Source organism: Shinella sp. Sh6 (assembly GCF_055392685.1).
Genome location: NZ_AP044005.1, coordinates 755,306 through 776,909, shown reverse-complemented (window position 1 = coordinate 776,909; position 21,604 = coordinate 755,306). Strand labels below are relative to the sequence as shown.

The 21,604-nt window shown below is 65.9% G+C and carries 20 protein-coding genes and 1 pseudogene; 6 read left to right on the top strand and 15 right to left on the bottom strand.

Annotation, left to right across the window (positions count from 1 at the left end):
* Positions 1-14: 14 nt before the first annotated feature.
* The 5 genes from ACZ5TO_RS03710 to ACZ5TO_RS03690 all read right to left on the bottom strand — a co-directional run bounded on the left by ACZ5TO_RS03710 (position 15) and on the right by ACZ5TO_RS03690 (position 4,657).
* Positions 15-1,502: an HAL/PAL/TAL family ammonia-lyase gene (locus tag ACZ5TO_RS03710; protein ID WP_464799582.1), complete on the bottom strand. Its 1,488-nt coding sequence runs from the start codon at positions 1,500-1,502 to the stop codon at positions 15-17.
* Positions 1,499-2,275, bottom strand: coding sequence for an ABC transporter ATP-binding protein (locus tag ACZ5TO_RS03705; protein WP_464799581.1), 777 nt, complete (start codon positions 2,273-2,275; stop codon positions 1,499-1,501). Before ACZ5TO_RS03705 ends, ACZ5TO_RS03710 begins: the two co-directional genes overlap by 4 nt.
* A gap of 11 nt (positions 2,276-2,286) precedes the next feature.
* Positions 2,287-2,994 carry an ABC transporter permease gene (locus ACZ5TO_RS03700; protein ID WP_464799580.1) on the bottom strand — a complete coding sequence of 236 codons (708 nt, stop codon included), beginning with the start codon at positions 2,992-2,994 and terminating at the stop codon, positions 2,287-2,289.
* The gene (locus ACZ5TO_RS03695) at positions 2,994-3,719 is read right to left on the bottom strand and encodes an ABC transporter permease (protein ID WP_184144961.1); all 726 of its coding nucleotides are present in this window, start codon (positions 3,717-3,719) and stop codon (positions 2,994-2,996) included. Before ACZ5TO_RS03695 ends, ACZ5TO_RS03700 begins: the two co-directional genes overlap by 1 nt.
* Before the next feature lie 95 nt (positions 3,720-3,814).
* On the bottom strand, positions 3,815-4,657 hold the full coding sequence (locus ACZ5TO_RS03690; protein ID WP_184144960.1) for a transporter substrate-binding domain-containing protein: 843 nt from the start codon (positions 4,655-4,657) through the stop codon (positions 3,815-3,817).
* 172 nt (positions 4,658-4,829) lie between these two features.
* Here ACZ5TO_RS03690 and hutC point away from each other — a divergent pair, with 172 nt between their 5' ends.
* On the top strand, positions 4,830-5,585 hold the full coding sequence (hutC, locus tag ACZ5TO_RS03685) for a histidine utilization repressor (protein ID WP_184144959.1): 756 nt from the start codon (positions 4,830-4,832) through the stop codon (positions 5,583-5,585).
* Here the strand turns inward: hutC and ACZ5TO_RS03680 are convergent.
* Entirely contained in the window at positions 5,524-7,185 is a 1,662-nt protein-coding gene (locus ACZ5TO_RS03680) for an FAD-dependent oxidoreductase (RefSeq protein ID WP_464799579.1), read from the bottom strand. The two genes, hutC and ACZ5TO_RS03680, sit on opposite strands and share 62 nt — an antisense overlap.
* Positions 7,186-7,228: 43 nt before the next feature.
* On the opposite strand from ACZ5TO_RS03680, the gene ACZ5TO_RS03675 reads away from it, so the two are divergent.
* Positions 7,229-7,738, top strand: a complete 510-nt coding sequence (locus ACZ5TO_RS03675; protein WP_464799578.1) for a MarR family winged helix-turn-helix transcriptional regulator — start codon at positions 7,229-7,231, stop codon at positions 7,736-7,738.
* Between the two features lie 203 nt (positions 7,739-7,941).
* Here the strand turns inward: ACZ5TO_RS03675 and ACZ5TO_RS03670 are convergent, their stop codons facing one another.
* From ACZ5TO_RS03670 to ACZ5TO_RS03650, 5 genes are read right to left on the bottom strand one after another with little or no spacing between them, the layout of a single operon-like run.
* Positions 7,942-9,072, bottom strand: a complete 1,131-nt coding sequence (locus ACZ5TO_RS03670) for a substrate-binding domain-containing protein (protein ID WP_464799577.1) — start codon at positions 9,070-9,072, stop codon at positions 7,942-7,944.
* A gap of 49 nt (positions 9,073-9,121) precedes the next feature.
* Positions 9,122-10,105, bottom strand: a complete 984-nt coding sequence (locus tag ACZ5TO_RS03665; RefSeq protein WP_464799576.1) for an ABC transporter permease — start codon at positions 10,103-10,105, stop codon at positions 9,122-9,124.
* Complete coding sequence (locus tag ACZ5TO_RS03660; RefSeq protein ID WP_464799575.1) at positions 10,102-11,079, bottom strand: ABC transporter permease; 978 nt, start codon at positions 11,077-11,079, stop codon at positions 10,102-10,104. The genes ACZ5TO_RS03665 and ACZ5TO_RS03660 overlap by 4 nt, the downstream gene beginning before the upstream one ends.
* Entirely contained in the window at positions 11,076-12,593 is a 1,518-nt protein-coding gene (locus ACZ5TO_RS03655; RefSeq protein ID WP_464799574.1) for a sugar ABC transporter ATP-binding protein, read from the bottom strand. The genes ACZ5TO_RS03660 and ACZ5TO_RS03655 overlap by 4 nt, the downstream gene beginning before the upstream one ends.
* Positions 12,590-13,450, bottom strand: coding sequence for a sugar phosphate isomerase/epimerase family protein (locus ACZ5TO_RS03650; RefSeq protein WP_464799573.1), 861 nt, complete (start codon positions 13,448-13,450; stop codon positions 12,590-12,592). Before ACZ5TO_RS03650 ends, ACZ5TO_RS03655 begins: the two co-directional genes overlap by 4 nt.
* Before the next feature lie 139 nt (positions 13,451-13,589).
* Here ACZ5TO_RS03650 and ACZ5TO_RS03645 point away from each other — a divergent pair, with 139 nt between their 5' ends.
* The gene (locus ACZ5TO_RS03645; protein WP_464799572.1) at positions 13,590-14,606 is read left to right on the top strand and encodes an AraC family transcriptional regulator; all 1,017 of its coding nucleotides are present in this window, start codon (positions 13,590-13,592) and stop codon (positions 14,604-14,606) included.
* Between the two features lie 66 nt (positions 14,607-14,672).
* On the opposite strand, the gene ACZ5TO_RS03640 is transcribed toward ACZ5TO_RS03645, so the two are convergent.
* Complete coding sequence (locus ACZ5TO_RS03640) at positions 14,673-15,569, bottom strand: LysR family transcriptional regulator (RefSeq protein WP_464799571.1); 897 nt, start codon at positions 15,567-15,569, stop codon at positions 14,673-14,675.
* Between the two features lie 53 nt (positions 15,570-15,622).
* Here ACZ5TO_RS03640 and ACZ5TO_RS03635 point away from each other — a divergent pair, with 53 nt between their 5' ends.
* From ACZ5TO_RS03635 to ACZ5TO_RS03625, 3 genes and pseudogenes are all read left to right on the top strand, one after another.
* Positions 15,623-16,516 carry an NAD(P)H-binding protein gene (locus ACZ5TO_RS03635; RefSeq protein WP_464799570.1) on the top strand — a complete coding sequence of 298 codons (894 nt, stop codon included), beginning with the start codon at positions 15,623-15,625 and terminating at the stop codon, positions 16,514-16,516.
* Positions 16,517-16,860: 344 nt separating this feature from the next.
* Positions 16,861-17,478 (top strand): flavodoxin family protein, encoded by a 618-nt coding sequence (locus ACZ5TO_RS03630; protein WP_464799569.1) that lies wholly within the window; start codon positions 16,861-16,863, stop codon positions 17,476-17,478.
* Between the two features lie 237 nt (positions 17,479-17,715).
* Positions 17,716-18,021, top strand: a pseudogene (locus ACZ5TO_RS03625) (molybdopterin cofactor-binding domain-containing protein); the annotation flags it as partial.
* Between the two features lie 50 nt (positions 18,022-18,071).
* On the opposite strand, the gene ACZ5TO_RS03620 reads toward ACZ5TO_RS03625, so the two are convergent.
* The 3 genes from ACZ5TO_RS03620 to ACZ5TO_RS03610 are packed head-to-tail and all read right to left on the bottom strand — an operon-like array spanning position 18,072 to position 21,510.
* Positions 18,072-18,770 (bottom strand): ABC transporter ATP-binding protein, encoded by a 699-nt coding sequence (locus ACZ5TO_RS03620; RefSeq protein ID WP_184144973.1) that lies wholly within the window; start codon positions 18,768-18,770, stop codon positions 18,072-18,074.
* Positions 18,767-20,623: a branched-chain amino acid ABC transporter ATP-binding protein/permease gene (locus ACZ5TO_RS03615; RefSeq protein WP_464799568.1), complete on the bottom strand. Its 1,857-nt coding sequence runs from the start codon at positions 20,621-20,623 to the stop codon at positions 18,767-18,769. The genes ACZ5TO_RS03620 and ACZ5TO_RS03615 overlap by 4 nt, the downstream gene beginning before the upstream one ends.
* Positions 20,624-20,634: 11 nt before the next feature.
* Positions 20,635-21,510: an ABC transporter permease subunit gene (locus ACZ5TO_RS03610; protein ID WP_184144971.1), complete on the bottom strand. Its 876-nt coding sequence runs from the start codon at positions 21,508-21,510 to the stop codon at positions 20,635-20,637.
* Positions 21,511-21,604: the final 94 nt, after the last annotated feature.

The window sequence follows — 21,604 nt, the reverse complement described above, 5'->3', positions numbered from 1 at the left end:
GACGTCTTCTCCGTCTACGTTGCCGGTTTTTCTTCGGCGATCAGCGTCCGCAGCGTTTCGATATCCGCGCCGAGCGGCCGCTCGTCCTCGTAGTGCGCGACGCTCTCGCGGACCATGGAATAGAGGGCCTGCGTGCCGGCGGCACGTTTCCCTCTGCCTGCCAGGAAATCGTGCGCCTGTGCCGCCGCCATCAGTTCGATGGCGAGGATGTGTTCGGCATTGTCGATGATATCGTGCAGCTTGCTGGCCGCCGCCGTCGGATGCGCGAGGAAGTCTTCCTGCAGGCCGGAGGTGATGCCCCCGTCGGTCGAGGCGGGTGCCGCAAGGCGGCGGTTCTCCGCACTGAGCGCGGTTGCGGTATATTGCGCGATCATGAAGCCCGAATGGCTGCCGGCGTCGCTGGCAAGGAAGGGCGGCAGGCCGCTGACCAGCGGATTGACCAGACGGTCCATGCGCCGCTCGCTCATCGCCGCGATCTGGGCAATCGCGATCGCCAGGCCATCGGCCGCCTGCCCCAGAGCCGGCGCGACGGCATGGGCCTGCGAGGAGACGACCGGATGGTCCGGCGTGCCGGAAACGGCCGGATTGTCGGTGACCGAAGCAAGCTCGCGATTGACGACCGCGCCGGCCTGCTCGAACACATCCCAGGCCGCGCCATGCGCATGGGGGACGGCACGCAGGCTGAGGGCATCCTGCGTGCGCTGGCCGTGCGCCGCGGCGATCAACCCGCTGCCGGCAAGCCGCTTGCGCAGCGTCGCGCCGACCTTGGCAATCCCCGTGGACGGGCGAAGCGCCAGAACGGCCTCGTCGAAGGCCGCCATCTGGCATCCCGCCGCCTCGAGCGTCAGCGCTGCGATCGCGTCGGCCCATTCGAGCAGGTGTTCGGCGCGCGAAAGCGCGAGCGCGGAAAGACCCGTCGCGCAGGCCGTGCCGTTGACAAGGCTCAAGCCTTCCTTGGCCTCCAGCACCAGCGGCGCAAGGCCGATGGCGGCGAGCGCCTCGCGCCCGGTCATCCGCTCGCCGCGCACGACGGCATGCCCCTCGCCGATCAGGACGAGGGCGGTATGCGCATTGTGGGTGAGATATCCCGCCGACCCCTTGGACGGCACCTCGGGAATGCAGTCCTGCGCGAGGAAGGCTGCAAGATGATTGACGACCGCCGGGCGCACGCCCGAATGGCCGTGGCTGAAATTGGCGATCTGCGCGGCGATGATCGACCGCACCGCGCGCGGCGGCAGGAGCGGGCCGACGCCGCAGGCATGGCTGAGCACGATATTGCGCGACAGCCGGCTCTGCGAGGCCACGTCGACGACCGTATCGGAAAGGGCGCCGACCCCCGTATTGACGCCATAGGCGCGAATGCCGGCCGCCACGATGGCATCGACGATCTTGCGCGCATGGGCGACGCGGGCGACGGCTCGTTCGGAAAGAGCAAGCGTTTCCCCCTCCCCGATCCGCGCGACCTCCCGCCAGGACAGTCCGCCGTCGAGAACGACGCTCATTGCTCGCCGCCGAAATGGCCGATGAACTGGCGGAAAGCCGGCGACGCGCCGCTGCCGAACATGTCGTCCGGCGTGCCGCTGCTGTCGACAAGGCCCTGGCGCATGAAGACGACGCGGTTGGAGACGTTGCGCGCAAAACTCATCTCGTGCGTGACGACGAGCATCGTCATGCCCTCTTCGGCCAGCGCGCGCATGACGCGCAGCACCTCGCCGACCAGTTCGGGATCGAGCGCCGACGTCGGCTCGTCGAACAGCATGACCTTGGGCTTCATGGCGAGCGCGCGGGCGATGGCCGCGCGCTGCTGCTGGCCGCCCGACAGATGGGCGGGATAGGCATGGCGCTTGTCGGCGATGCCGACCTTCTCGAGCAGCGCTTCCGCCTCGGCGATGCATTCGGCCTTCGGGCGCTTCAGCACATGGACGGGGCCTTCGATAACGTTCTGCAGGATCGTCATATGGGACCAGAGGTTGAAGCTCTGGAACACCATGCCGAGCTCGGAGCGGATATGATCCACCTGCTTCTGGCTCTCCGGCCGGCTCTGGCCGTTCTTCCTCACCATGCGAATCTGCTCGCCGTCGACGAAGATCTCGCCGTCCGTCGCTGTCTCCAGGAGGTTGATGCACCGCAGGAAGGTCGATTTGCCGGAGCCGGAGGCGCCGAGCAGCGAGATCACGTCGCCGTCTTCGGCGTCGAGCGAAATGCCCTTCAGCACTTCGTGACTGCCGAAACTCTTGCGGATATTGCGGACGGAAAGGCGGGTCACGCCGGGCATCGGGATCTCCCTCAGGCTTTGACGGCCGACGGCGGGGCCGCGCGGCGATGTTTGGAGAGCGAATGTTCGAGCAGCGCCATGCCCTGCAAGATCAGGAAGTTCAGCACGAGATAGATGACGGCCGCGCAGAGGAAGACCTCCATCGTCCGGTAGGTCTGCGAGATCAGCCGCTGGGCGACGCCGGTCACTTCCCAGACGGTGACGAGGCTGGCGAGCGCGGTCGACTTCATCATCAGCACGATTTCCGTCGAATAGGCCGGAAGCGCATGGCGGAAGGCGATGGGCGCGATGATGCGGCGGACCAGCAGGAAGCCCGACATGCCGATCGCGCGCGCCGCCTCGATCTCCTTCGGCGAGACGGCACGGATGCCGCTCCGGAAGATTTCCGCCGAATAGCCGGCCGTGCAGAGCGCCAGCGACAGGACGGCGCAGACGACGGGCTCGCGCAGGAACGGCCACAGGAACGAATAGCGGATGACGCCGAACTGGCCGAGGCCGTAGAAGACGAGGAACATCTGGATCAAGAGCGGCGAGCCGCGGAAGACGAAGATGTAGCCCTTGGCGAAACCGGAGAGGATCCGGTTGCCGGAAACCCGCATCGTGACGATCACCAGCGCCAGAAGGCCGCCGAAGAACACCGAGAGCGAGAACAGGAGAAGCGTCATGGGCACGGCCTTGAGGAGCGTGACCATCGCGGAGGAAAGGAAGGCGATATCCATCAGGCCTGCCCCATGGCTGCGGCCGGCATGCTGCGGTTCGCGCGCCGCTCGGCGCGGTTGAACACCCGGTCCGAAAAACTGGTGAGCAGCAGATAGAGAACACCGCCGACGATGTAGAAGAGGAAATATTGCCGGGTCGAGCCCGCCGCCACCTGGCTGGTGCGCATGAGCTCGGCAAGGCCGGTGACCGAGATCAGCGCCGAATCCTTCAGCGTGAGCTGCCAGACATTGCCGAGGCCGGGAATGGCGTAGCGCAGCACCTGGGGCATGACGACACGGCGCAGGCGCAGCATGCGGTTCATGCCGATGGCCGAGGCCGCCTCGAGCTCGCCCTTGGCGATGGCAAGATACGCTCCGCGATAGACTTCGGCCTGGTAGGAGCCGGAAATGATGCCGACCGCAAGCGCGCCGGCCGCAAAGGACGGCAGGCCGAGGAAGCCTTCATAGCCGAGCCACTGGCCGACGGCGGTGACCGCCGACGAGCCGCCGAAATAGATGAGATAGATGATCAGCAGCTCCGGCACGCCGCGAAACACGGTCGTGTAGACATTGCCGAGGCCGACCAAAAGCACGTTGCCCGAGAGTTTGGCGGTCGCGACCAGGGTGCCGAGCACGGCCCCGATCAAAAGCGCCGTCGCCGTCACCGCGAGCGTCATCAGCGTGGCGACCAGAAGCAGCGCGCCCCACCCGTTCTGGCCGAAGCCCAGCAGTTCCAAGGTTGCCATGTCCGTTTTCCGTCGATTGCGGCATCAAGACAAATGCGACGCGGACCCCCGGCAGCGTTGCCGGAGGCCTCGATCGCGAAGACGTATCGCGCGGCTTACTCCGCCGGGCTGACGTCGACCTTGAACCACTTCATCGACAGGTCCTTCACGGTTCCGTCAGCAAGCGCCGACTTGATGGCCTCGTTGAACTTGTCGCGCAGGTCCGTATCCGCCTTGCGAATGCCGAGACCTTCGCCCTCGCCCCAGATCGGACCGACGATTTCCGGGCCGGTAAAGGCGAGCGCGCCGTTGGCGGCAGCAAAGGCATTGCCGAAATAGACGGCGTCGTCGAAGCCGAGGTCGATGCGGCCGTTCTGGAGGTCCAGGTCGCGTTCGGCGCCCGTCTTGTATTCACGGATCTCGGAGCTCGCGCCGAAATTGTCGTAGATGAATTTCGCATAGACGGTCGCGGCCTGGATGCCGATCGTCTTGCCGGCGAAGGCCTCCTTCAGCGCGTCGATTTCCTTCACGCCGGTCTCGCCGGGCGTCATCTTGACGGTCGCGCCGGTTCCGGCCGCGTTGGCCAGCGGGCTGTCGGCCGCCGTCGCGAAGGCTGCCGGGGTGGCGGCATAGGGAATGGTGAAATCGATGATCTGCTTGCGCTCCTCGGTGATCGACAGCGCGTCCATGATCACGTCGAACTTGCCGGCATTCAGCGCCGGGATCATGCCGTCCCAGTCGGAAGCGACCAGCGTGCATTCGATCTTGGCGCGCTCGCACAGCACCTTGGCAAGCTCCGGCTCGAAACCGCCGAGCGTGCCGTCGGCATTGGTGAGGTTCCAGGGCGCATAGGCGCCTTCGAGCGTGATCGTCGCCGTCTTCCAGTCCTTGGCGAAGGCCGGGGCAGAGAGCACGGCCAAGGCAGCCGCGCCCGCAAGAATAAGTTTCTGCAGTTTCATTTGAAAATCCCTCTGAAGTTCGTTGACTACCGTTGCCTGCCGATCTTCGCCGGCTTGCCGCCATCGCAAATGCTCTGGGGAGGTTGTATATGGTACCATAGGATAAAACTTATGTTATGCAAGATAGATATTCGGTTTTTTGATGGTCGGGCGCGATGCCGGGGATTCGACGATGAAACGTATCAATGAAATGCGGACCGAACTGGCGGCGAACGATACGACCCCCCTCTATGTCGGCGTCAAGCAGATCATTCTCGACAGGATCCATAGCGGGGAATGGCCGCCGAAGCATCGCGTCCCCTCGGAGAACGAGTTGGTGGCCGAGCTCGGCGTCAGCAAGATGACGGCCAATCGCGCGCTGCGCGAACTTGCAAACGAAGGCGAACTCGTTCGAATCCAGGGCATCGGCTCCTTCGTGGCCGAGCGCAAGGGCGTATCGACCCTGTTCGAGGTCCGCAACATCGCGGAGGAGATCGCGGAGCGGGGCCACACCCACGAAGCGAGGGTGGTCACGCTGGCGGAAGCCTCCGCGCCCCCGGATGTCGCGGATGCCCTGGGGCTGGAAATCGGCGCTCCCGTTTTCCACTCCCTCATCGTCCACAGCGAGGAAGGGGTGCCGGTGCAGATAGAGGACCGCTACGTGCATCCCGGCGTTGCGCCCGACTATCTCAGCCAGGACTTTTCGGCCACGACGCCGAATGCGTACCTGTCGGCCATCGCCCCGCTGAGAGGCTCCGAGCATGTCGTCGAGGCAACGATCCCACAGCCTTGGGAATGCAAGCTCCTGATGATCCTGAAAACCGAGCCCTGCCTGATGATCCGGCGCCTGACCTGGTCGGATCGCAATATCGTCTCCACCACCCGGATCATCTATCCGGGACAACGATACCGCCTCGAAAGCCGCAGCGGCACCAGGCCCACACCTTAGTTGTATATGGGACACGTCCTGGGGACTCGCACCAACCGGCAGAAGCCCGCTGCGGCCTGTCTTGCGACCGCTTACCCGCGTTTCGCAGGTCCCCGTCGCCTTGCCCCACGCCCATGTCGCCGAGATAGCGCTCGAGCTTTGCGGTTCGTTCTTCGTCAAGGCTCAGGATCGCGCCGACATAACCGTCCGGCCGGATCAGCACGCACTCGCCCGGTGCCAGTTCGTAGGCATCGCGGAGATGTCCCCAGGCGTCGACGATATCGCCTTGCGGGCCGATATGGTGGATATGCAGCCCCGGGCGAGAGGCGACCGCCCCGAGCCCGGCGTCATGGACGAGCAGCGTCCAATGCTGCCCCCGGAACAGCTGGAAGAGCCGGGACGGCTGGCCCGCTGCACCCCGGATCGGGGCATCCGGCGCGCGATCCCCGGCGCGCAAGCTTCCGTCGCGTTCGGACAGTTGCAGGGAAAGCGGCGAACCCGGATAGCCGATATCGAGCTGGCGCACCTCGCGGCCGCGCCGCATCCCGCCCTGCTTTTGCGCATCGAGCAGGCGGACCGAAAGCCCGAGCACCGATGCCGCGACCGGGCGCCGTTCCGCCTCGTAGGTGTCCAGCAGTTGACCGTCCGCGCCCCGAAGCACGGCGGCCAGTTTCCAGCCCAGGTTATAGGCATCCTGCACGCTGGTGTTGAGGCCCTGGCCGCCCGTCGGCGGATGGATATGGGCGGCATCGCCGACGAGGAACACCCGGCCGACGCGGTAGCGATCGACAAGCCGGGCGTTCATGGCGTAGGCCGAGGCCCAGGCGACCGAATGCACCTGGATATCATGGCGGCCTGTCCGCTCGCCGACCATCAGCCCAAGGCCCTCGGCCGAGAGATCGACCGCGCGGTCCGGCGGGACGGGGGCCTGGATCTGGAAGAGATCGGTTCCTGCAAGCGGGCAGATTGCCACCATCCGCTCCGTGTCACCGTCGTTGAACTGGTGCCATGCATCGCGCTCCAGCCCGGACAGATCGACATCCGCCACGATCGCATGCACGCCCAGCGTCTTGCCCGGGAACGCGACCCCGAGGGCATGTCGCACGAAGCTCCGTCCGCCGTCCGCGCCGACGAGATAGCGCGCATGGACGGTCTCTTCGCCATCCGGCCCGGCAAGGCGCGCCTCGACGCCGTTCCCGCCCTGTTCGAAGCCGACCAGCTCGCATCCGAACTCGACCTCATGGCCCAGCTCGGCCAATCGCTCCCGCATGATCCGCTCGGTGAGGAACTGCGGGATCATCAGTGCCAGATGATACGGCTCCGAAGGCGTCGGATCCTGGCGCTCGAGGTTGTCCTTCTCGGTCCAGCCGCCATCGTCACGATAGACACGCAATGGCGGATAGGTGCCGCCCGTGGCGGCGACCTTGTCGAGAATGCCAAGGTCCTCGAAAATCTCCTGGGTCCGCGGCTGAATGCCCTTGCCGCGCGAGCCGTGGAAGGGCTCCTCGCGCTTTTCGACCAGCCGGAAGGATATCCCGTGCCGCGCAAGCTCGATCGCCAGCGTCAGGCCAGCCGCTCCCGCGCCGCAGATGAGCACATCTGCCGCAAAATCGTTTGTCATGTCCGTCTCCATGTGTGTATTATGCACATAATAGGAGGGCGAGATGCCGTCAAGAAAAAATGTGAAAAATACACATATCGAGAGTCGCCTGCTTCGGCAGCTCCACGGCGCGCTGATGGACATCGTCAGCGTCATGAACCGGCCGCAGCGCGACGAGCAGATGGTGCGGGAGGCCGGGATCGCGCTGGATCGCGCCCTGTTTCCCCTGCTGGTCGGGATCGAGCGGGTCGGGCCGATCGGGATCGTGGAACTCGCCGACCGGGCCGGCCGCGACTACACCACCGTCAGCCGCCAGGTGGCGAAGCTGGAAAGCCTCGGCCTTGCCGAGCGCCGGCAGAGCGCCACCGACCGCCGCGTCAACGAGGCCGTGATCACGCCGAAGGGCAAGGCGATGACCGACAGGATCGACGCGGCGCGCGAACGCTACGCCCGCGCCATCTTCGAGACATGGGACACCCACGACGTCGACGAACTCGTGCGGCTCATGCGCAAGTTCGCCGATGCCGTGAGAGAGGAGCCGACAATTCCGCCACGCGGCACGGAGATGACGTAGCCGTTCAACGCGCCGACGAGCCGCCCCTCCGTTCCAGGGAAGCGGCATGGTCTTGCGGCCTTCAGCCATCCTGGCGTCGCTTGAAGGATAAACGGCAATGCGGCCGGAAGCGGCCGTTCGGGCATATCCCAGGGAATTTATGTGATGCTGCGCTTCGCGCGATCGAATTGAAGGGGGCGCGGCGCGCCCCCTTCCCTGCCGTCCTACTTCTTGCCGCCCCAGCGCTCCGGGTAGCCCGGCAGCTCCTGGCAGCCGCAGAGGCTGTAGTGCAGCGGCGGCATGCGCTCGTCGACATAGTCGGCGAGCACGTCCTCGGTGATCGCGGGCTGCGGCAGGACCCATTCGGGGCCCGGCACCTGCTTGCCGTCCAGGACGTCGAGCGCGGCGATGACGGCCGTGCGCCACTGGTAGGTCGGGTAGGACGGGCCGATCGCCGTCAGCTTGTCCGCCTGCCACTTGCGCAGGAAGTCCTGCTGGTCCTCGCCGCTGATGACGGGATAGGGCAGGCCCGCGTCCTCGAAGGCTTCGAGCGCGGCCGTTGCGGTATCGCCGGCGTCCATCCAGACCGCGTCGATCTTCTCGCCGCGGTTGATGTAGTCCTCGACGACGGACTTGGTCTTCGCCCGGTCGCTGCCGGTGAACTCCGAGCCGATCACGTTGATGCCGGCCTCGTCGAAGATGGTCTTGGCGGCGGAATAGCGGGTCTCCAGCACGTCGACGCCCGGCATGATGCGCAGCGCCAGCACGTTGTCGCCCTTCTTCAGCTTGCTGGCGATGAACTCGCCCGAGGTGATGCCGAAGCCGTAGCCGCCGACCGGGTGGATATAGGTCACCGGGCAGGACGTGTTGACGCCGCGGTCGAAGACGATGACCGGAAGCTTGCCGCAGGCCGCCTCGACGGCCGGCGTCAGCGCCGCCGTCGTGTTCGGCGAGACGATCAGCGCGTCGCACTTGCCGCCGCTGACCAGCGCCTCGATGTCGGAGATCTGCTTGTCGTCCTTGCCCTCGGCATCGACGACGACCAGCTCCTTGAGGCGGTCCTTGTGCAGCTCGGCCTCGGCGTTGAGGTTGTTGAGGCCGACCACGCGCCAGGGGTTGAAGACGCCGGCGTTGGAGAAGCAGAGCGTCACCTGCCCGTCCTTCTTGTACTTGGCCGTATCGACCATGCCGTCGCCGAGATGCTGCGCCCAGGGCTGGCCTTCCGGCCCCTGCGGCGTCATCGAAAGCTGCTCGCGCTGCTTCTTGAACTCGGCCGGGTCGTTGAAGTCCTGCGCCAGCGCCTGACCGGCGAATGTCAGCGCCACCGTCGTCGCCAGAAGTGTCCTCAGTGTCATGTCTTCCTCCTCCAGAAAGCCGGCCGCGCCGGCGGTTGATGATGGTCGGTCAGGTCCGCCGCCGGGTGCGCCACAGGCTGGCGCCCACCGCGGCGATCAGGATCACGCCCTGGATGCTGTCGCGCAGCGCCTGCGGCAGGCCGATGAGATTGAGCAGGGTGAAGAGCGCGAAGAGGCTGAGCGCCCCGAACACCGCGCTCCAGATGGAGCCGCGCCCGCCGAGAAGCTGCGCGCCGCCGATGACGCAGGCGGCGATCGCCTGCAATTCCAGCCCCTCGCCCGCATTGACGGAGACGCCGGAAAAGCCGCCGATCAGGATGCCGGCCGTCACCGCCGAGACAGCGGAGACCACGAAGGCGAGGATGCGCGTTGCCGCCACCGGCGTCCCGGCAAGCTCCGCCGCCCGCGGATTGTCGCCGACGGCGAGCGCCCGCTTGCCGTAGACCGTGCCGTTGAGCCCCCACCAGGCGAGCGCCACGAAGCCGGCAAGGACGATGGCCGCCAGCGGCAGCGTGCCGACGAGGGGAACGCCGCGCCAGACGAGCCGGCCGAGATTGCGGAAGTTGTCGGGCAGGTCGCCGCGCGCCGCCCCGCCGGACCAAGCGAGCGCCAGCCCGTTGACGGAGAGCATCGCGCCGAGCGTCGCGATGATCGAGGGCACCTTGAGGAAGGCGACGACGAGGCCGTTCATAAGGCCGACCGCGATGCCCATGACGTAGAGCGTGCCGATGACCGCCCAGGTCGTCTCCGGATCGCCGTTGATGAGGATCGAGGCGGCGAGCACCGCCAGCGTCGCGACCGCCCCCATGGAAAGGTCGAAGCCGCCCGTCAGGATGACGTAGAGCTGCCCGCAGGCGAGGATGACGAGGGGCGCCGCCCGCCGCAGAAAGTTCATGAAGAGGCCCGGCTCGAGATAGTTCGGCTGGAGGAAGGCGATGGCCGCATAGAGCGCGAGGAAGATCACGAGGCCGGCATTGACGGCAAGGCGCGCCGGACGGCGAACGGGAGACGAGGTCTGCGGGAGCGGGCTCATGCGACGTGCCCCTTCGTGCGGACGGCATGGATGGCGACGGCGGCGACCACGATGGCCCCGCGCAGCACCTGTTTCAGGAAGGCGTCGATGCCCAGCATGTTGAAGGCCGCGTCGAGGCTGGCGAAGAGCAGGACGCCCGCCAGCGTTCCCGCGACGCCGCCCTTGCCGCCGGCAAGGATCGTGCCGCCGATGACCGTGACGGCGATGGATTCGAGGTCGTAGATGCCGTCGCGGCCGATCCACGGCGTGCCCGATTGCAGCCGGGCGGCGAGGTAGAGCCCCGACGCGCCGGCGAACAGGCTGGCGACCACATGGGCCGAGAGCGTGACGCGCTCCGTGCGGATGCCGGCGAGCCGCGCCCCCTCCGGATTGCCGCCGACGGCGTAGACGCGCGCGCCGAACAAGGTGCGGTCGAGCACGAAGGCGGCCGCGAGCGACAGGACGGCGAGCAGCAGGATGGAATAGGGCACGCCGAGGACGCCGCCATAGGCAAGGACCTGGAATTCCCGCGCCACCGCGCCCTGCAGCGCGCCGAAGGAGGCGGCGAGCACGCCCTGGACGATGAGCCCCGTGCCGAGCGTCGCGATCAGCGGATTGATGCCGCCATAGGCGACGAGCACGCCGTTGACGAGGCCGACCGCAAGGCAGAGGCCGAGGCAGAGCAGGATGGCCGGCAGGATCATCGCCGGATCGCCCTGCATGACATGCGAGGCGAGGACGGCGACGGCGCTGATGAGCGCGGCGACCGAAAGGTCGATCGAGCCGACGAGGATCACGAAGGTCTGGCCGAGCGCGACGAGCCCGAGCGCCACCATGCGCTGGAGAAGGCCGACGATGCCCTGCCCGCCGAGCTGCGCCACCTCGCCGGTGGCAAGCGCGACCGCGACGAAGAAGCAGATGGAAAGGCCCGCGAGCAGCACGGCGACGGGCAGGCCCCGGGCGGCCGGCTTGTTCTTTGCGATATCCGCCGTCATGCCCGCGCCTCCCGCTGCGGCGTGTCCGCAAGGCCGAGGGCGAGATGCATGACCTCCTCCTCGCCGGCGCCCCGCGGCAACTGGCCGGAGATTCCGCCCTGGTGCATGACGAGGATGCGGTCGGCGACGCCGATCAGCTCCGGCATGTCGGAGGAGACGACGACGATGCCGCGGCCGGAATCGGCGAAGGCGCGCATCGTCCGGTAGATCGCCGCCTTGGCCGCGATGTCGATGCCGCGGGTCGGCTCGACGAAGACGAGGATGTCGCAGGCCCGCGCCAGCCAGCGCACGATGATCGCCTTCTGCTGGTTGCCGCCGGAGAGCGTGCCGATCTCCTGGCCGAAATCCGCCGCGCGCACATCCATGTCGCGCAGCTTCCCGTCGATGGCGCGGGGCGCGAACGCGCCGCGCCCCGGCCGCGTGAAGAGGCCGGCCATCGAGCGCAGGGTCAGAAGCGCGTTGTCGCGCACCGACTGGCGCAGCGCGAGCCCTTCCCGCTTGCGGTCGCCCGGCAGGTAGCCGATGCCGGCGGCCGTCGCCTGGCGCGGCGTGCGCAGGGCGACCGGCCTGCCACGCAGCGCGACCGTGCCGCCGGAAAACGGCGCGTCGCCGACCAGCGCCTGCGCCAGCGCCCCCTTGCCGGAATCCTCGAGGCCCGCCACGCCGACGATCTCGCCGGCCCGCACGTCGAAGGCGATGTCGCGCAGCGCGGCATTGGCGCCGTCCTTCACGGCAAGCAGCACCGCGCCCGGCGGGGGCGCCGGCGGCGCCGGGTAGAAATCCTCAAGGTCGCGGCCGACCATCGCCCGCACGATCTCGCCGATCGGGGCGGCCTCGCGCGGCCGCGTCCAGACCTTCCGTCCGTCCTTGAGGATGGTGATGCGGTCGGCGATGGCGGTGACCTCCGGCATGCGGTGCGAGATGTAGACGATCGAGACACCCTCCCCACGAAGGGTCCCGACCAGCTCCAGCAGCGCCCGGCTGTCGCGCTCGTCCAGCGCCGCCGTCGGCTCGTCCATGACGAGGATGCGCGCGTCGAGCAGCAGCGCCTTGGCGATCTCGACGAGTTGCTGCATGGCGATGGAAAGCGAGGAGACGGGCGCCTGCGGATCGATCTGCTCGCCGATGCGGTAGAGCAGCGCCGCGGCCGTCTCGCGCATTGCCGCCCGGTCGAGGATGCCGCGCCGGGCGATCTCGCGCCCCATGAAGATGTTCTCCGCCACGGTGCGGTGCGGCAGCAGGCTGAGTTCCTGGTGGATGATCGAGATGCCCGCCTCGGCGGCCTGCCGGGGATGGGTGAAATGCACGTTTGCGCCGGCGAGGCGGATCTCGCCGGCATCCGGCCGGTAGCTGCCGCCGAGGATCTTCATCAGCGTCGACTTGCCGGCGCCGTTCTCCCCGCAGATCGCGTGGACCTCGCCGGGCAGGCAGTCGAAATCGACGCCATCGAGCGCGCGCACGCCCGGAAAGGCCTTGCTGATGCCGGACATGCTGAGGGCGGGAGCGGCCGTCATGCCAGCCGCTCTCCCGCCGCCGCCCATTCGCGGCGGATGAAGGCGATGCTCTGGGAAAAGAGGCCGTCGAGATCGTCGAAGAGATCGCGCCACACGCGGGTCGCCCCGGCGAGCTCCGGCAGCGCCCGGCCGAAGGATTCGACCGTCAGCCAGCCGTCGTAGCCGCAGCGGCGCAGCGCGTCGAAATGGGCGGCGAAGGGCACATGGCCGCTGCCGGGAACGCCGCGGTCGTTTTCGGAGACGTGGAAATGGTTGATCTCGCCGTGGTAGCGCTCGAAGGTCGCCGGCGGATCCTTCTCCTCGATATTGGCGTGGAACGTATCGAACATGTAGCCATAGTTGGGATGGTTGACGGCGCGGTGGATGGCCGACGCCTCAGCGATGGTCGACATCATGTAGCATTCGAAACGGTTGACCGCTTCCGCCGAAATGCGCACGCCCGCCGGGGCCGCATATTCCGCCATCGCCCGCATCGCCTCCACGCAGCGGTCCGTTTCCGCCGCCGTCGGCCCGAAGCCGGTGAAGACGCCGACGGGCGAATGCAGCGGCCCCGCGACGATCTCGCCGCCCATCGCCGCCGTGCAATCGACGATCCAGCGATGATGGTCGCGCGCTTTCGCGCGCACCGCCGGATCGGGGCTGACGGGGTTCGCCTCGGGCGTCGCGACGGCCGCCGCGCCCGCCGTCAGGCCGATATCGGCAAGGAGCCGGCCGAGCGCCGCATAGTGCTCCTGCCTGCCGGAGAAGACCGGAACCTCCACCGCGTCGTAGCCGAGCGCCTTCAGCCGCTCGAGCTGGCGCGCGTGCTGCATGCCGATATCCGCGCCGATGACGAGCAGGTTGAATGCGACTTTCACGGATGTCCTCCCCTTCGCCGCGCCGGCCTCTTCCACCGGCATCCGCGACACGAGCCACAATGGCAGGCTTGACTCGGCAATTCTTGCGGACGACAACAGTGGTAGATTTCTTAAGTCGTTTTGTGTTGGGAGGCGCGACGTGAACAGACATGCGGTGATTTCGCCGGCCGGTTGCCGGCCTTCCGTCTTCCGCCAGCCGGACTCCGTCATGTATGCCGACAACTGCAGGGAGCTGCAGGCCGCCGCCCGGCGCGGCGAGGTCGAGCTGCACGCCTGGACGCGCGGCAGCTATCCCGGCACCTCGCTCGGCGAGCGCCTGCCGGGCATCCGCACCGTCGGCTTCTGGGATGCGCGCCACGGCCAGTCCTGGGGTCTCGGCCGGCATTGCAACGAGGGTTTCAAGATCGCCTATCTCGCCCGCGGCAGCCTCGACCTCGTGGTGGACGAGCGGACCTACGCGCTCAAGCAGGGCCAGTTCATCGTCATCCGCCCCTGGCAGCTCCATGCCATCGGCAATCCGAATGTCGGGCCGAGCCGGCTCCTGTGGATCATCCTCGACGCGGGCCTGCGCCGGCCGAGCGAGACGCCCGACTGGCCGGACTGGCTCGTCTTCTCCAGAGACGAGGCGGCGCGGCTCGGCGAGATCCTGACGCAGAACAACCAGCCCGTCTGGGACGGCGGCGCCGAGCTCTGCCGCGCCTTCGAGGCGATCCCCTCCATCCTGCTGGATCGTAGTCCGGAGGACGGCGAGACGCGCCTGAAGGTGGCGATCAACGCGATGATGCTGAGCCTGATCGACCGGATGAGCGAGCAGGTGCCGACCCTCGATCCCGACCTTTCGACCTCGCAGCACACCGTCGCCATCTTTCTGCGCCGCCTCGCGCTGGCGCTGGAGGAGGACTGGTCGCTGGAGGGGATGGCCGAGGAATGCGGCCTCTCGCGCACCCGCTTTGCCGACCATTGCAAGAAGCTCACCAACATGGCGCCGCGCCAGTACCTCCAGCACCTGCGCCTCGAGCAGGCCTCGCGCCTGCTGCAAGACCCGCGCAAGACCAGCGTAACGGAGATCGCACTGAGCTGCGGCTTCAATTCGAGCCAGTATTTCTCGAACGCCTTCAAGAGGAGATACGGCCACTCCCCGAGCAGCTACAGATAGAGACCGGCCGGCCTTGAGATGAAGGCGCCATAACCCGAGGCACTCGGGCTGGATAAAGCGCTCGTGTTATTGTGTACGGCAGACCTCGATGAAGGCGCGTAGCGGCGCTGACGTCATGCGGCTGGGGTAGTAGAGACGAGGGCCATCGAGGGTCGTCCAGCATTCCGGCAGGACTGGAAGCAGGGTGCCGACCCGGAAATCGTCTTCGAGCCAGTTGCGGAACACGCCGATGATGCCCGTTCCCGTCCGGGCGTAGCCGAGCGCCGCATTCATCGCGTTCGCGCTCAGCACCAGGCGCGTCGTCGGCTCTACAGCTATAGCCTCGTCCGCATGATGCAGTTTCCAGACAAGGAGGCCACCCTCGGAAAGCCGAAAGCGGATCGCGTCGTGCTCTGCCAGGTCCTTGGGAACGCGTGGCCGGCCGCGAGCCTCGAGGTAAGCTGGAGAAGCGGCAAGGGCAAACGTCTGGGCACGGGGGCCGATGGGAACCGACACCACGTCTTTGGCAAGGCTCGCACCGTAGCGAATGCCGGCATCGCAACCCGACGCGATGATATCTACAAGATCGTTGTCGATCACGATCTCCACTTCGACATTCGGATGCCGGCTCTGAAATGCAGCGAGAATGGGCGGCAGGATGTCGGGTACGACCGCCCCGGGGACATTGAGCTTGAGCCGCCCGCGAACCTGACCCGCGGAATTGGACAGTTCGCTCACCGCGGCGTTTATGTCCGCAAGATGAGGCCTCAGCTTCGCAGCGAACCTGAGGCCCTCCTCCGTCGCGCGAACGCTTCTGGTCGAGCGCAACAACAGCGGCACGCCGAGATCCGATTCAATCCGCGTTACCGTCGTGCTCACATGCGATGGCGCGACGCCCAGGCGCTTTGCTGCCGCCCGGAAACCGCCTTCTTCCAGCACCGCAAGAAAATAACGGAGGTCATCTATGGAAACATTGTTCTTCATCGAGAACGCCTTGTTCAAAATTCAGCCGATTATCCCCGCAAGCGAGAACAGTCATGGTGTTCGTAGCAATCGCGCGGGTGACCGACCAGACGCTCGCGCCCAATTTTTGGAGCACGAATATGATCATCGTAACGGGTGGCTCGGGTCAGCTTGGCCGAAAGGTCGTCGATAACCTCCTGCACCTCGTGCCTGCAGAACGCATTGGCGTCAGCGTTCGCATTCCCGATAGGCTCGCGGCCGTCGCCGCCCGCGGTGTGCGCGTGCGGCACGGCGATTTTGAAGACGCCGAAAGCCTTCGGCACGCTTGGGAGGGCGCAGAGCGGCTCCTCCTGATCTCCTCGAACGCCGCTGCGACCGGTGGCGACATGCTCAAGCAGCATGCAACGGCGATCGAAGTGGCGCGAGACCTAGGCGTCGATCGGATATTCTACACGAGCCAGGTCTCCAGCTCGGAGAATTCATGCTTTCCACCCGGCAGAAACCATGCCGCCACCGAGAGAATGCTTGCCCAATCCGGGCTCGCATGGACGTCTTTGCGGCACGGTTTCTATGCGGACAGCGCCCTATCGATGAACGCAACCGCATTCGAGAAGGGTGTTCTCGCTGCGCCTGCCGATGGCAAGGTTGCCTGGACCACTCACGACGATCTGGCCGCCGCCGATGCTGCGTTTCTGACCGGCAAGATCGTCATCGACGGCCCTACCCCGCCGCTGACTGGCGGCGAGGCACTGGATCTTGCAGATCTGGCAGACCTTGCCGGGGAGATCATGGGAAGGACGATCCGCCGGACCGTTCTTCCGGACGAAGACATGAAGAACAGCTTTTTGATGGGTTACTATCTTGCGGCCCGGGCTGGCGAATTCGCGAGCGTAGATCCCACCCTGACCGAGATACTCGGCCGCGCGCCCGAGACCATGCGCTCATACATGACGGCGAATTTGCGTTGAGCCTACGCCAAGCGCAGACGCTGCGACAGCACCAAGGCCGTGAATGCCCCGGCGAAGTGTCGACTGACGCCTTTCCGGGGCAGGGCATGCTCGCGATGAGCGATCCAAGAGCCTGTTCAGCGCCGCATGACCATCAAGACAACCAAGCACCTCGACTTCCGCAGCCGGGCCCGCGATCAGGATCGCACCGGCTGTCGATGCGCCTTGATCAGACGCGAAGCAATCTCACGCTGCCGGGAACATCGCCTCTCGAAGGGAGTTCGGTTGATTGGGCCAAAGACAGGCACCGAACAGGCCATTGGATGCACGCGCACCGGCCTTCGATTTGAACGAGCGAGGCAATCATGACCCTGACTGCGTTGGCCCTTAACTGCACCCTCAAGACGAAAACCGCCAGTGAGTCCTCCTCCACCGAGCGCATGTTGAAGCTGCTCGCCGCCAGCATGGAACCGCTGGGCGTAAGCACCACGTTCCTGCAGCTTGCCGATTACGACATCAAGCCGGGCGTCACCTCCGACGAAGGCAATGGGGACGACTGGCCGGGCATCCGCCGCAAGATTCTGGACGCCGATATCCTCGTCATGGGCACGCCGATCTGGATGGGCCAGCCGTCAAGCGTCTGCAAGCGGGCGCTCGAGCGCATGGACGCCTTCCTCGAGGAGAAGGACGACGCGGGCCGGATGGTTTCCTACGGCCGGGTCGCCGCGGTTGCGGTCGTCGGCAACGAGGACGGCGCGCACCATGTTTCGGCCGAGCTTTTCCAGGCGCTGAACGATGTCGGCTTCACCATTCCCGCCAATGCCGTGACCTATTGGGTGGGCGAAGCGATGGGCTCGGTCAATTTCGTCGATCTCGAAGAAATCCCCGAGGTCGTGCGCTCCACGCTCGACCTCGTCGCCCGCAACACGGCGCATGCCGCCCGCCTCTTCAAGGCGCAGCCTTATCCCGGCGAAGGAGACTGACCATCACGGGCCTTAAGGCATCGAGACGACAAAGGAAGCGAAAGCCACGTCTGTCGCCTGCGCGAGGAACAATGCCCATCGCCTCTCGTTAGCGATCCATCCTCGCAATGAAAGGCAGCACCATGGACACCGCGCTTGAAGGTCGTCTCCCGACCTGTTCCCTCTCCCTGGCGATCAACGGCAACCACCACTCACTCGATGTCCACCCATGGACGACGCTGCTGGACTTGCTGCGCGGTGATGGGTATCGGCATGGCCCTGCACGAGGAGGGCATGATCGACCACCGCACCGGCCGCATCATGAACCATAATCTGGCTGAATATCATGTGCCCGCCCATGCGGACATTCATGACATCGACGTGATCTTCGTGGAGGAAGACGACGACAAGGCAAGCCCGATCGGCGTGAAGGGACTTGGCGAGATCGGCATCGTCGGCGTTGCGGCCGCCGTCTCGAACGCGATCTTCCACGCGACCGGCAAGCGCATCCGCGACCTGCCGATCACCATCGACAAGATACTGGAAAGCGAGGGCGTTCACTGACCAGCCGGGGTTCACGCTCCTTCGTTGGAAGGTTGATCGACGTCTCCGTCCTAGACGCCGAGATAGCGTTGCAGCAGTTCCGGCTGCTTCTTCAGTTCGCTTGCCGGCCCTTCATGGGCGATATGGCCGTTGTTGATGATATAGACGCGATCGGCCAATGCGAGCGTCGCCGCGAGGTTCTGCTCGACCAGCACGATCGTCTGGCCAGCCCTGGCCAGATCCTGGCAGGCGCGCATGAGGTCGCGGACGATCACCGGCGCAAGCCCTTCGAACGGCTCGTCGAGCAGGACGACCCTGGGGTCGCGAACGAGGGCGCGTGCGATTGCCAGCATCTGCTGCTCGCCGCCGGAAAGGTCGGTGCCGCGGCTGGTGCGGCGCTCCTTCAGGCGCGGAAACATCTCGTAGATGCGGTCGAGCGGCCACCTGTTCTCGGCGGTCAGGCCGGCGAGGATGATATTTTCCTCGACATTGAGGCTGCCGAAGATGCGCCGGTCCTCATGGACGAGCTGCATGCCCCGGCGCGCGACGGCATGGGCCTTCCGGCCCGCCAGTTCCTCGCCCTCAAGCCTGATGCTGCCGGTGCGCGGCCGCACCACGCCCATCAGGCTTTTCAGCGTGGTCGACTTGCCGGCGCCGTTGCGGCCGATGAGCGCGACGACCTCGTTCTTCTCCACGCGCATGGAGACGTCAAACAGGATGTGACTGTCGCCGTAATAGCTGTTCAGCCCTTCGACTTCGAGCAGGCTCATGCCATCTCCTCGTCAACGCCGCCAAGATAGGCTTCCTGGACCTTGGGGTTGTTCTTGATTTCTTCAGGCGTGCCCTCGACAAGGACCCTGCCCTCCTGGAGCACCGTGACTTTTCCGACGAGTTCGAACAGCGCATCCATGTCGTGGTCGATGATGATCATGGTGCGGCCGATCGCAATCGACTTCAGCAGGGCAACGGTGGTCACGCGTTCCTGCGGGCTCATGCCGGCCAATGGCTCGTCAAGCAGCAGCAGGCTGGGCGAGGTCGCCAGCGCCAACCCGATCTCGAGGCGCCGCTTCTCGCCATAGGCGAGTTCGGAAACGGGCGTATCGAGGCGGCGGGTCAGGTTGACCAGTGCGGCGGCGCCCTCGACCTGGTGATCGAGGCCCGGCACGCCCGACAGGCTTCTGTAGAGGTCGAGCTTGAACTTGCCGCGCAGCAGGCCGAGCGCCGCGATGGACAGGTTCTCGCGCACCGTCAGCCGCTCGAACAACTGGTTGATCTGATAGCTCTTAGTCAGGCCGAACTGGCACACGTCGGTCACGCTGAGGCCGGTGATGTCGCGGCCTTCGAACACGATCTTGCCCGATGTCGGCGACACTTCGCAGGTGAGCATCTTGAAGAAGGTCGACTTGCCGGCGCCGTTCGGCCCGATGATGCCGCGCATCTCGCCATAGTCGACCGAGAAGTCGATGTCGCTGTTTGCAACGACGCCGCCATAGCTCTTGGTCAGGCCCGTTGCCTTCAGGATGGCACCGACATTCTCGCTCGACGGCTTGCGGGCGAGCATTTCGGCGCTGCGGTTTGCAATCGCGGCCATGTTCTCGACTTCGGCGCCCGTCCCGGCGGCCGTTTCGTCGACCGGCTCGTGCTTGCGCTTTTCGCCGGCCGCGAGGTGATAGAGATCGACGAACGCGCCGACGAGGCCGCGGCGCAGGAAGCAGACCAGGAGCACGAAGACGATCCCGAGGACGAGCTTCCAGCTGGCGCCGAGGTTGAGCGTGGTCTGGAAGAAATCGCTCATGAAAAGCCATGCGCCTGCGCCGAGCAACGGGCCGAACAGCGTGCCGGCGCCGCCGATCGCCGTCTGCATGACGATCTCGCCCGATGTTGCGAACATGAACGCATCGGGCGGCATGAAGCCCTGGAACATGCCGAGCAGGCCGCCGGCAAAGCCCGTGTAGATGGCGGCGATGACAAAGACCGACAGCTTGTATCCGTGAATGTTGTGGCCGAGCGCCTCGGCCCTCAGCGGATTGTCGCGGATGGCGCGCAGCAGCAGGCCGAACGGCGAGCGCACGATGCGCAACGCAATTGCCAGCCCGACGAAATACCAGAAGGCAAAGAAGATATACATCGTCCAGTTCGAATCGAACTCGATCGTCGTGAACCCGAGCGAAAGGTTCGGCGTGGGAACACCCGGCAGCCCGTTTTCGCCGCCGGTATATTCAGACAGCGGATTGAACTCGACGAAGAAGAAGACCTCGGCGATCGCCACGGTGATCATGGCGAAATAGATGCCGGTGCGCCTCAGCGCGATCAGGCCGACGAGATAGCCCACGACGCCGGCGGCGGCCGCGCCCAGGAACAGCGCCAGGATGGTGTTTTCCATCGGCGTCTCCGTCAGCATGTAGGCGGCGAACATGCCGCCGGTGCCGAAGAAGGCCGCCTGGCCGAAGGAGAGCAGCCCGGTATAGCCGAACAGCAGGTCGAAGCCGATGCCGAGCAATCCCCAGATGAGGATGCGGTTGATGGTGCTCGGCGTAAAGCCGAGATAGGGGAGCACGAACGGCGCCAGGCACAGGCCGATGACGACGAACAGTTCGATGAGGTAGGGGCGTTGTCTGATCATGGGGACCGCGTCTATTCGCGGCCCGCCGTGCCGAGCAGTCCGTGAGGACGAAGCACGAGCACCAGCGTCATCGCCACGAAAAGCATGACATAGGAATAGGCCGGGTTGAACATGGAGGTGATCGAGATGATCTCTCCTGCGATGAGGCCGCCAATGATGGCGCCGGGGAACGACCCGACGCCTCCTATCACGACGACCACGAAGGTCTGGACGAGGATCGCCTCCCCGACATCGGGCGCGATCGAAACCACCGGCGCATTGACGATGCCGGCAAAGCCGGCCGCCATCGCGCCGATGCCGAAGACGAGCATGAACACCTTGTAGACATCGATGCCCAGCGAATCGACCATGACCGAATCCTCGATGCCGGCGCGCACGATCATGCCGAGACGCGTCTTGTAGAGGACGAAGTAGAGGACGAGCAGCGCGATCGCGACGATGCCGAGCGCAGCGAGGCGATAGGTCGGATAGACCATGAAACCGAGATTGGTGATGCCCTGGAACATCGCCGGCGGCGGGGTCGTACGCGACAGGCTGCCGAAGAAGAAGCGGACCAGTTCGACGAAGACGATGCCGAGGCCGAAGGTGACGAGCAACTGGTCTTCAGGCGGCCGCGCATAGAAATGCCGGATGATCAACCGCTCGGTGACGACGCCGGCAAGCATGACGAACAGCGATCCGACGACCATCGCGGCTATGAAGGAATCGGTATAGGTGTAGGCGAGCCAGCCGGCATAGCCGCCGAGCATGAACATCGCGCCATGCGCGAGATTGAGCACGCCGAGCGTGCCGTAGATGATCGTCAGGCCCGATGCGATCAGCGCCAGCAGCGCGCCCAGCACAAGCCCGTTGAAGCATTGCGAGATAAAATTCGCCCAGTTGACCACGCCGCCCCACCTTTGTAATGGCCCGCCCGGACTTTTGCGGGGCTCGCCCCCGCGCCGCCGTTGGGCCGGATATAAACGGACCCCCCGCGGCTTT

What these genes read in the sequence shown, in the direction of transcription:
- ACZ5TO_RS03710 (WP_464799582.1), bottom strand. Translation starts at nt 1,502, where the DNA reads ATGAGCGTCGTTCTCGACGGCGGACTGTCCTGGCGGGAGGTCGCGCGG.
- ACZ5TO_RS03705 (WP_464799581.1), bottom strand. Translation starts at nt 2,275, where the DNA reads ATGCCCGGCGTGACCCGCCTTTCCGTCCGCAATATCCGCAAGAGTTTC.
- ACZ5TO_RS03700 (WP_464799580.1), bottom strand. Translation starts at nt 2,994, where the DNA reads ATGGATATCGCCTTCCTTTCCTCCGCGATGGTCACGCTCCTCAAGGCC.
- ACZ5TO_RS03695 (WP_184144961.1), bottom strand. Translation starts at nt 3,719, where the DNA reads ATGGCAACCTTGGAACTGCTGGGCTTCGGCCAGAACGGGTGGGGCGCG.
- ACZ5TO_RS03690 (WP_184144960.1), bottom strand. Translation starts at nt 4,657, where the DNA reads ATGAAACTGCAGAAACTTATTCTTGCGGGCGCGGCTGCCTTGGCCGTG.
- hutC (WP_184144959.1), top strand. Translation starts at nt 4,830, where the DNA reads ATGAAACGTATCAATGAAATGCGGACCGAACTGGCGGCGAACGATACG.
- ACZ5TO_RS03680 (WP_464799579.1), bottom strand. Translation starts at nt 7,185, where the DNA reads ATGACAAACGATTTTGCGGCAGATGTGCTCATCTGCGGCGCGGGAGCG.
- ACZ5TO_RS03675 (WP_464799578.1), top strand. Translation starts at nt 7,229, where the DNA reads ATGCCGTCAAGAAAAAATGTGAAAAATACACATATCGAGAGTCGCCTG.
- ACZ5TO_RS03670 (WP_464799577.1), bottom strand. Translation starts at nt 9,072, where the DNA reads ATGACACTGAGGACACTTCTGGCGACGACGGTGGCGCTGACATTCGCC.
- ACZ5TO_RS03665 (WP_464799576.1), bottom strand. Translation starts at nt 10,105, where the DNA reads ATGAGCCCGCTCCCGCAGACCTCGTCTCCCGTTCGCCGTCCGGCGCGC.
- ACZ5TO_RS03660 (WP_464799575.1), bottom strand. Translation starts at nt 11,079, where the DNA reads ATGACGGCGGATATCGCAAAGAACAAGCCGGCCGCCCGGGGCCTGCCC.
- ACZ5TO_RS03655 (WP_464799574.1), bottom strand. Translation starts at nt 12,593, where the DNA reads ATGACGGCCGCTCCCGCCCTCAGCATGTCCGGCATCAGCAAGGCCTTT.
- ACZ5TO_RS03640 (WP_464799571.1), bottom strand. Translation starts at nt 15,569, where the DNA reads ATGAAGAACAATGTTTCCATAGATGACCTCCGTTATTTTCTTGCGGTG.
- ACZ5TO_RS03635 (WP_464799570.1), top strand. Translation starts at nt 15,623, where the DNA reads ATGGTGTTCGTAGCAATCGCGCGGGTGACCGACCAGACGCTCGCGCCC.
- ACZ5TO_RS03630 (WP_464799569.1), top strand. Translation starts at nt 16,861, where the DNA reads ATGACCCTGACTGCGTTGGCCCTTAACTGCACCCTCAAGACGAAAACC.
- ACZ5TO_RS03620 (WP_184144973.1), bottom strand. Translation starts at nt 18,770, where the DNA reads ATGAGCCTGCTCGAAGTCGAAGGGCTGAACAGCTATTACGGCGACAGT.
- ACZ5TO_RS03615 (WP_464799568.1), bottom strand. Translation starts at nt 20,623, where the DNA reads ATGATCAGACAACGCCCCTACCTCATCGAACTGTTCGTCGTCATCGGC.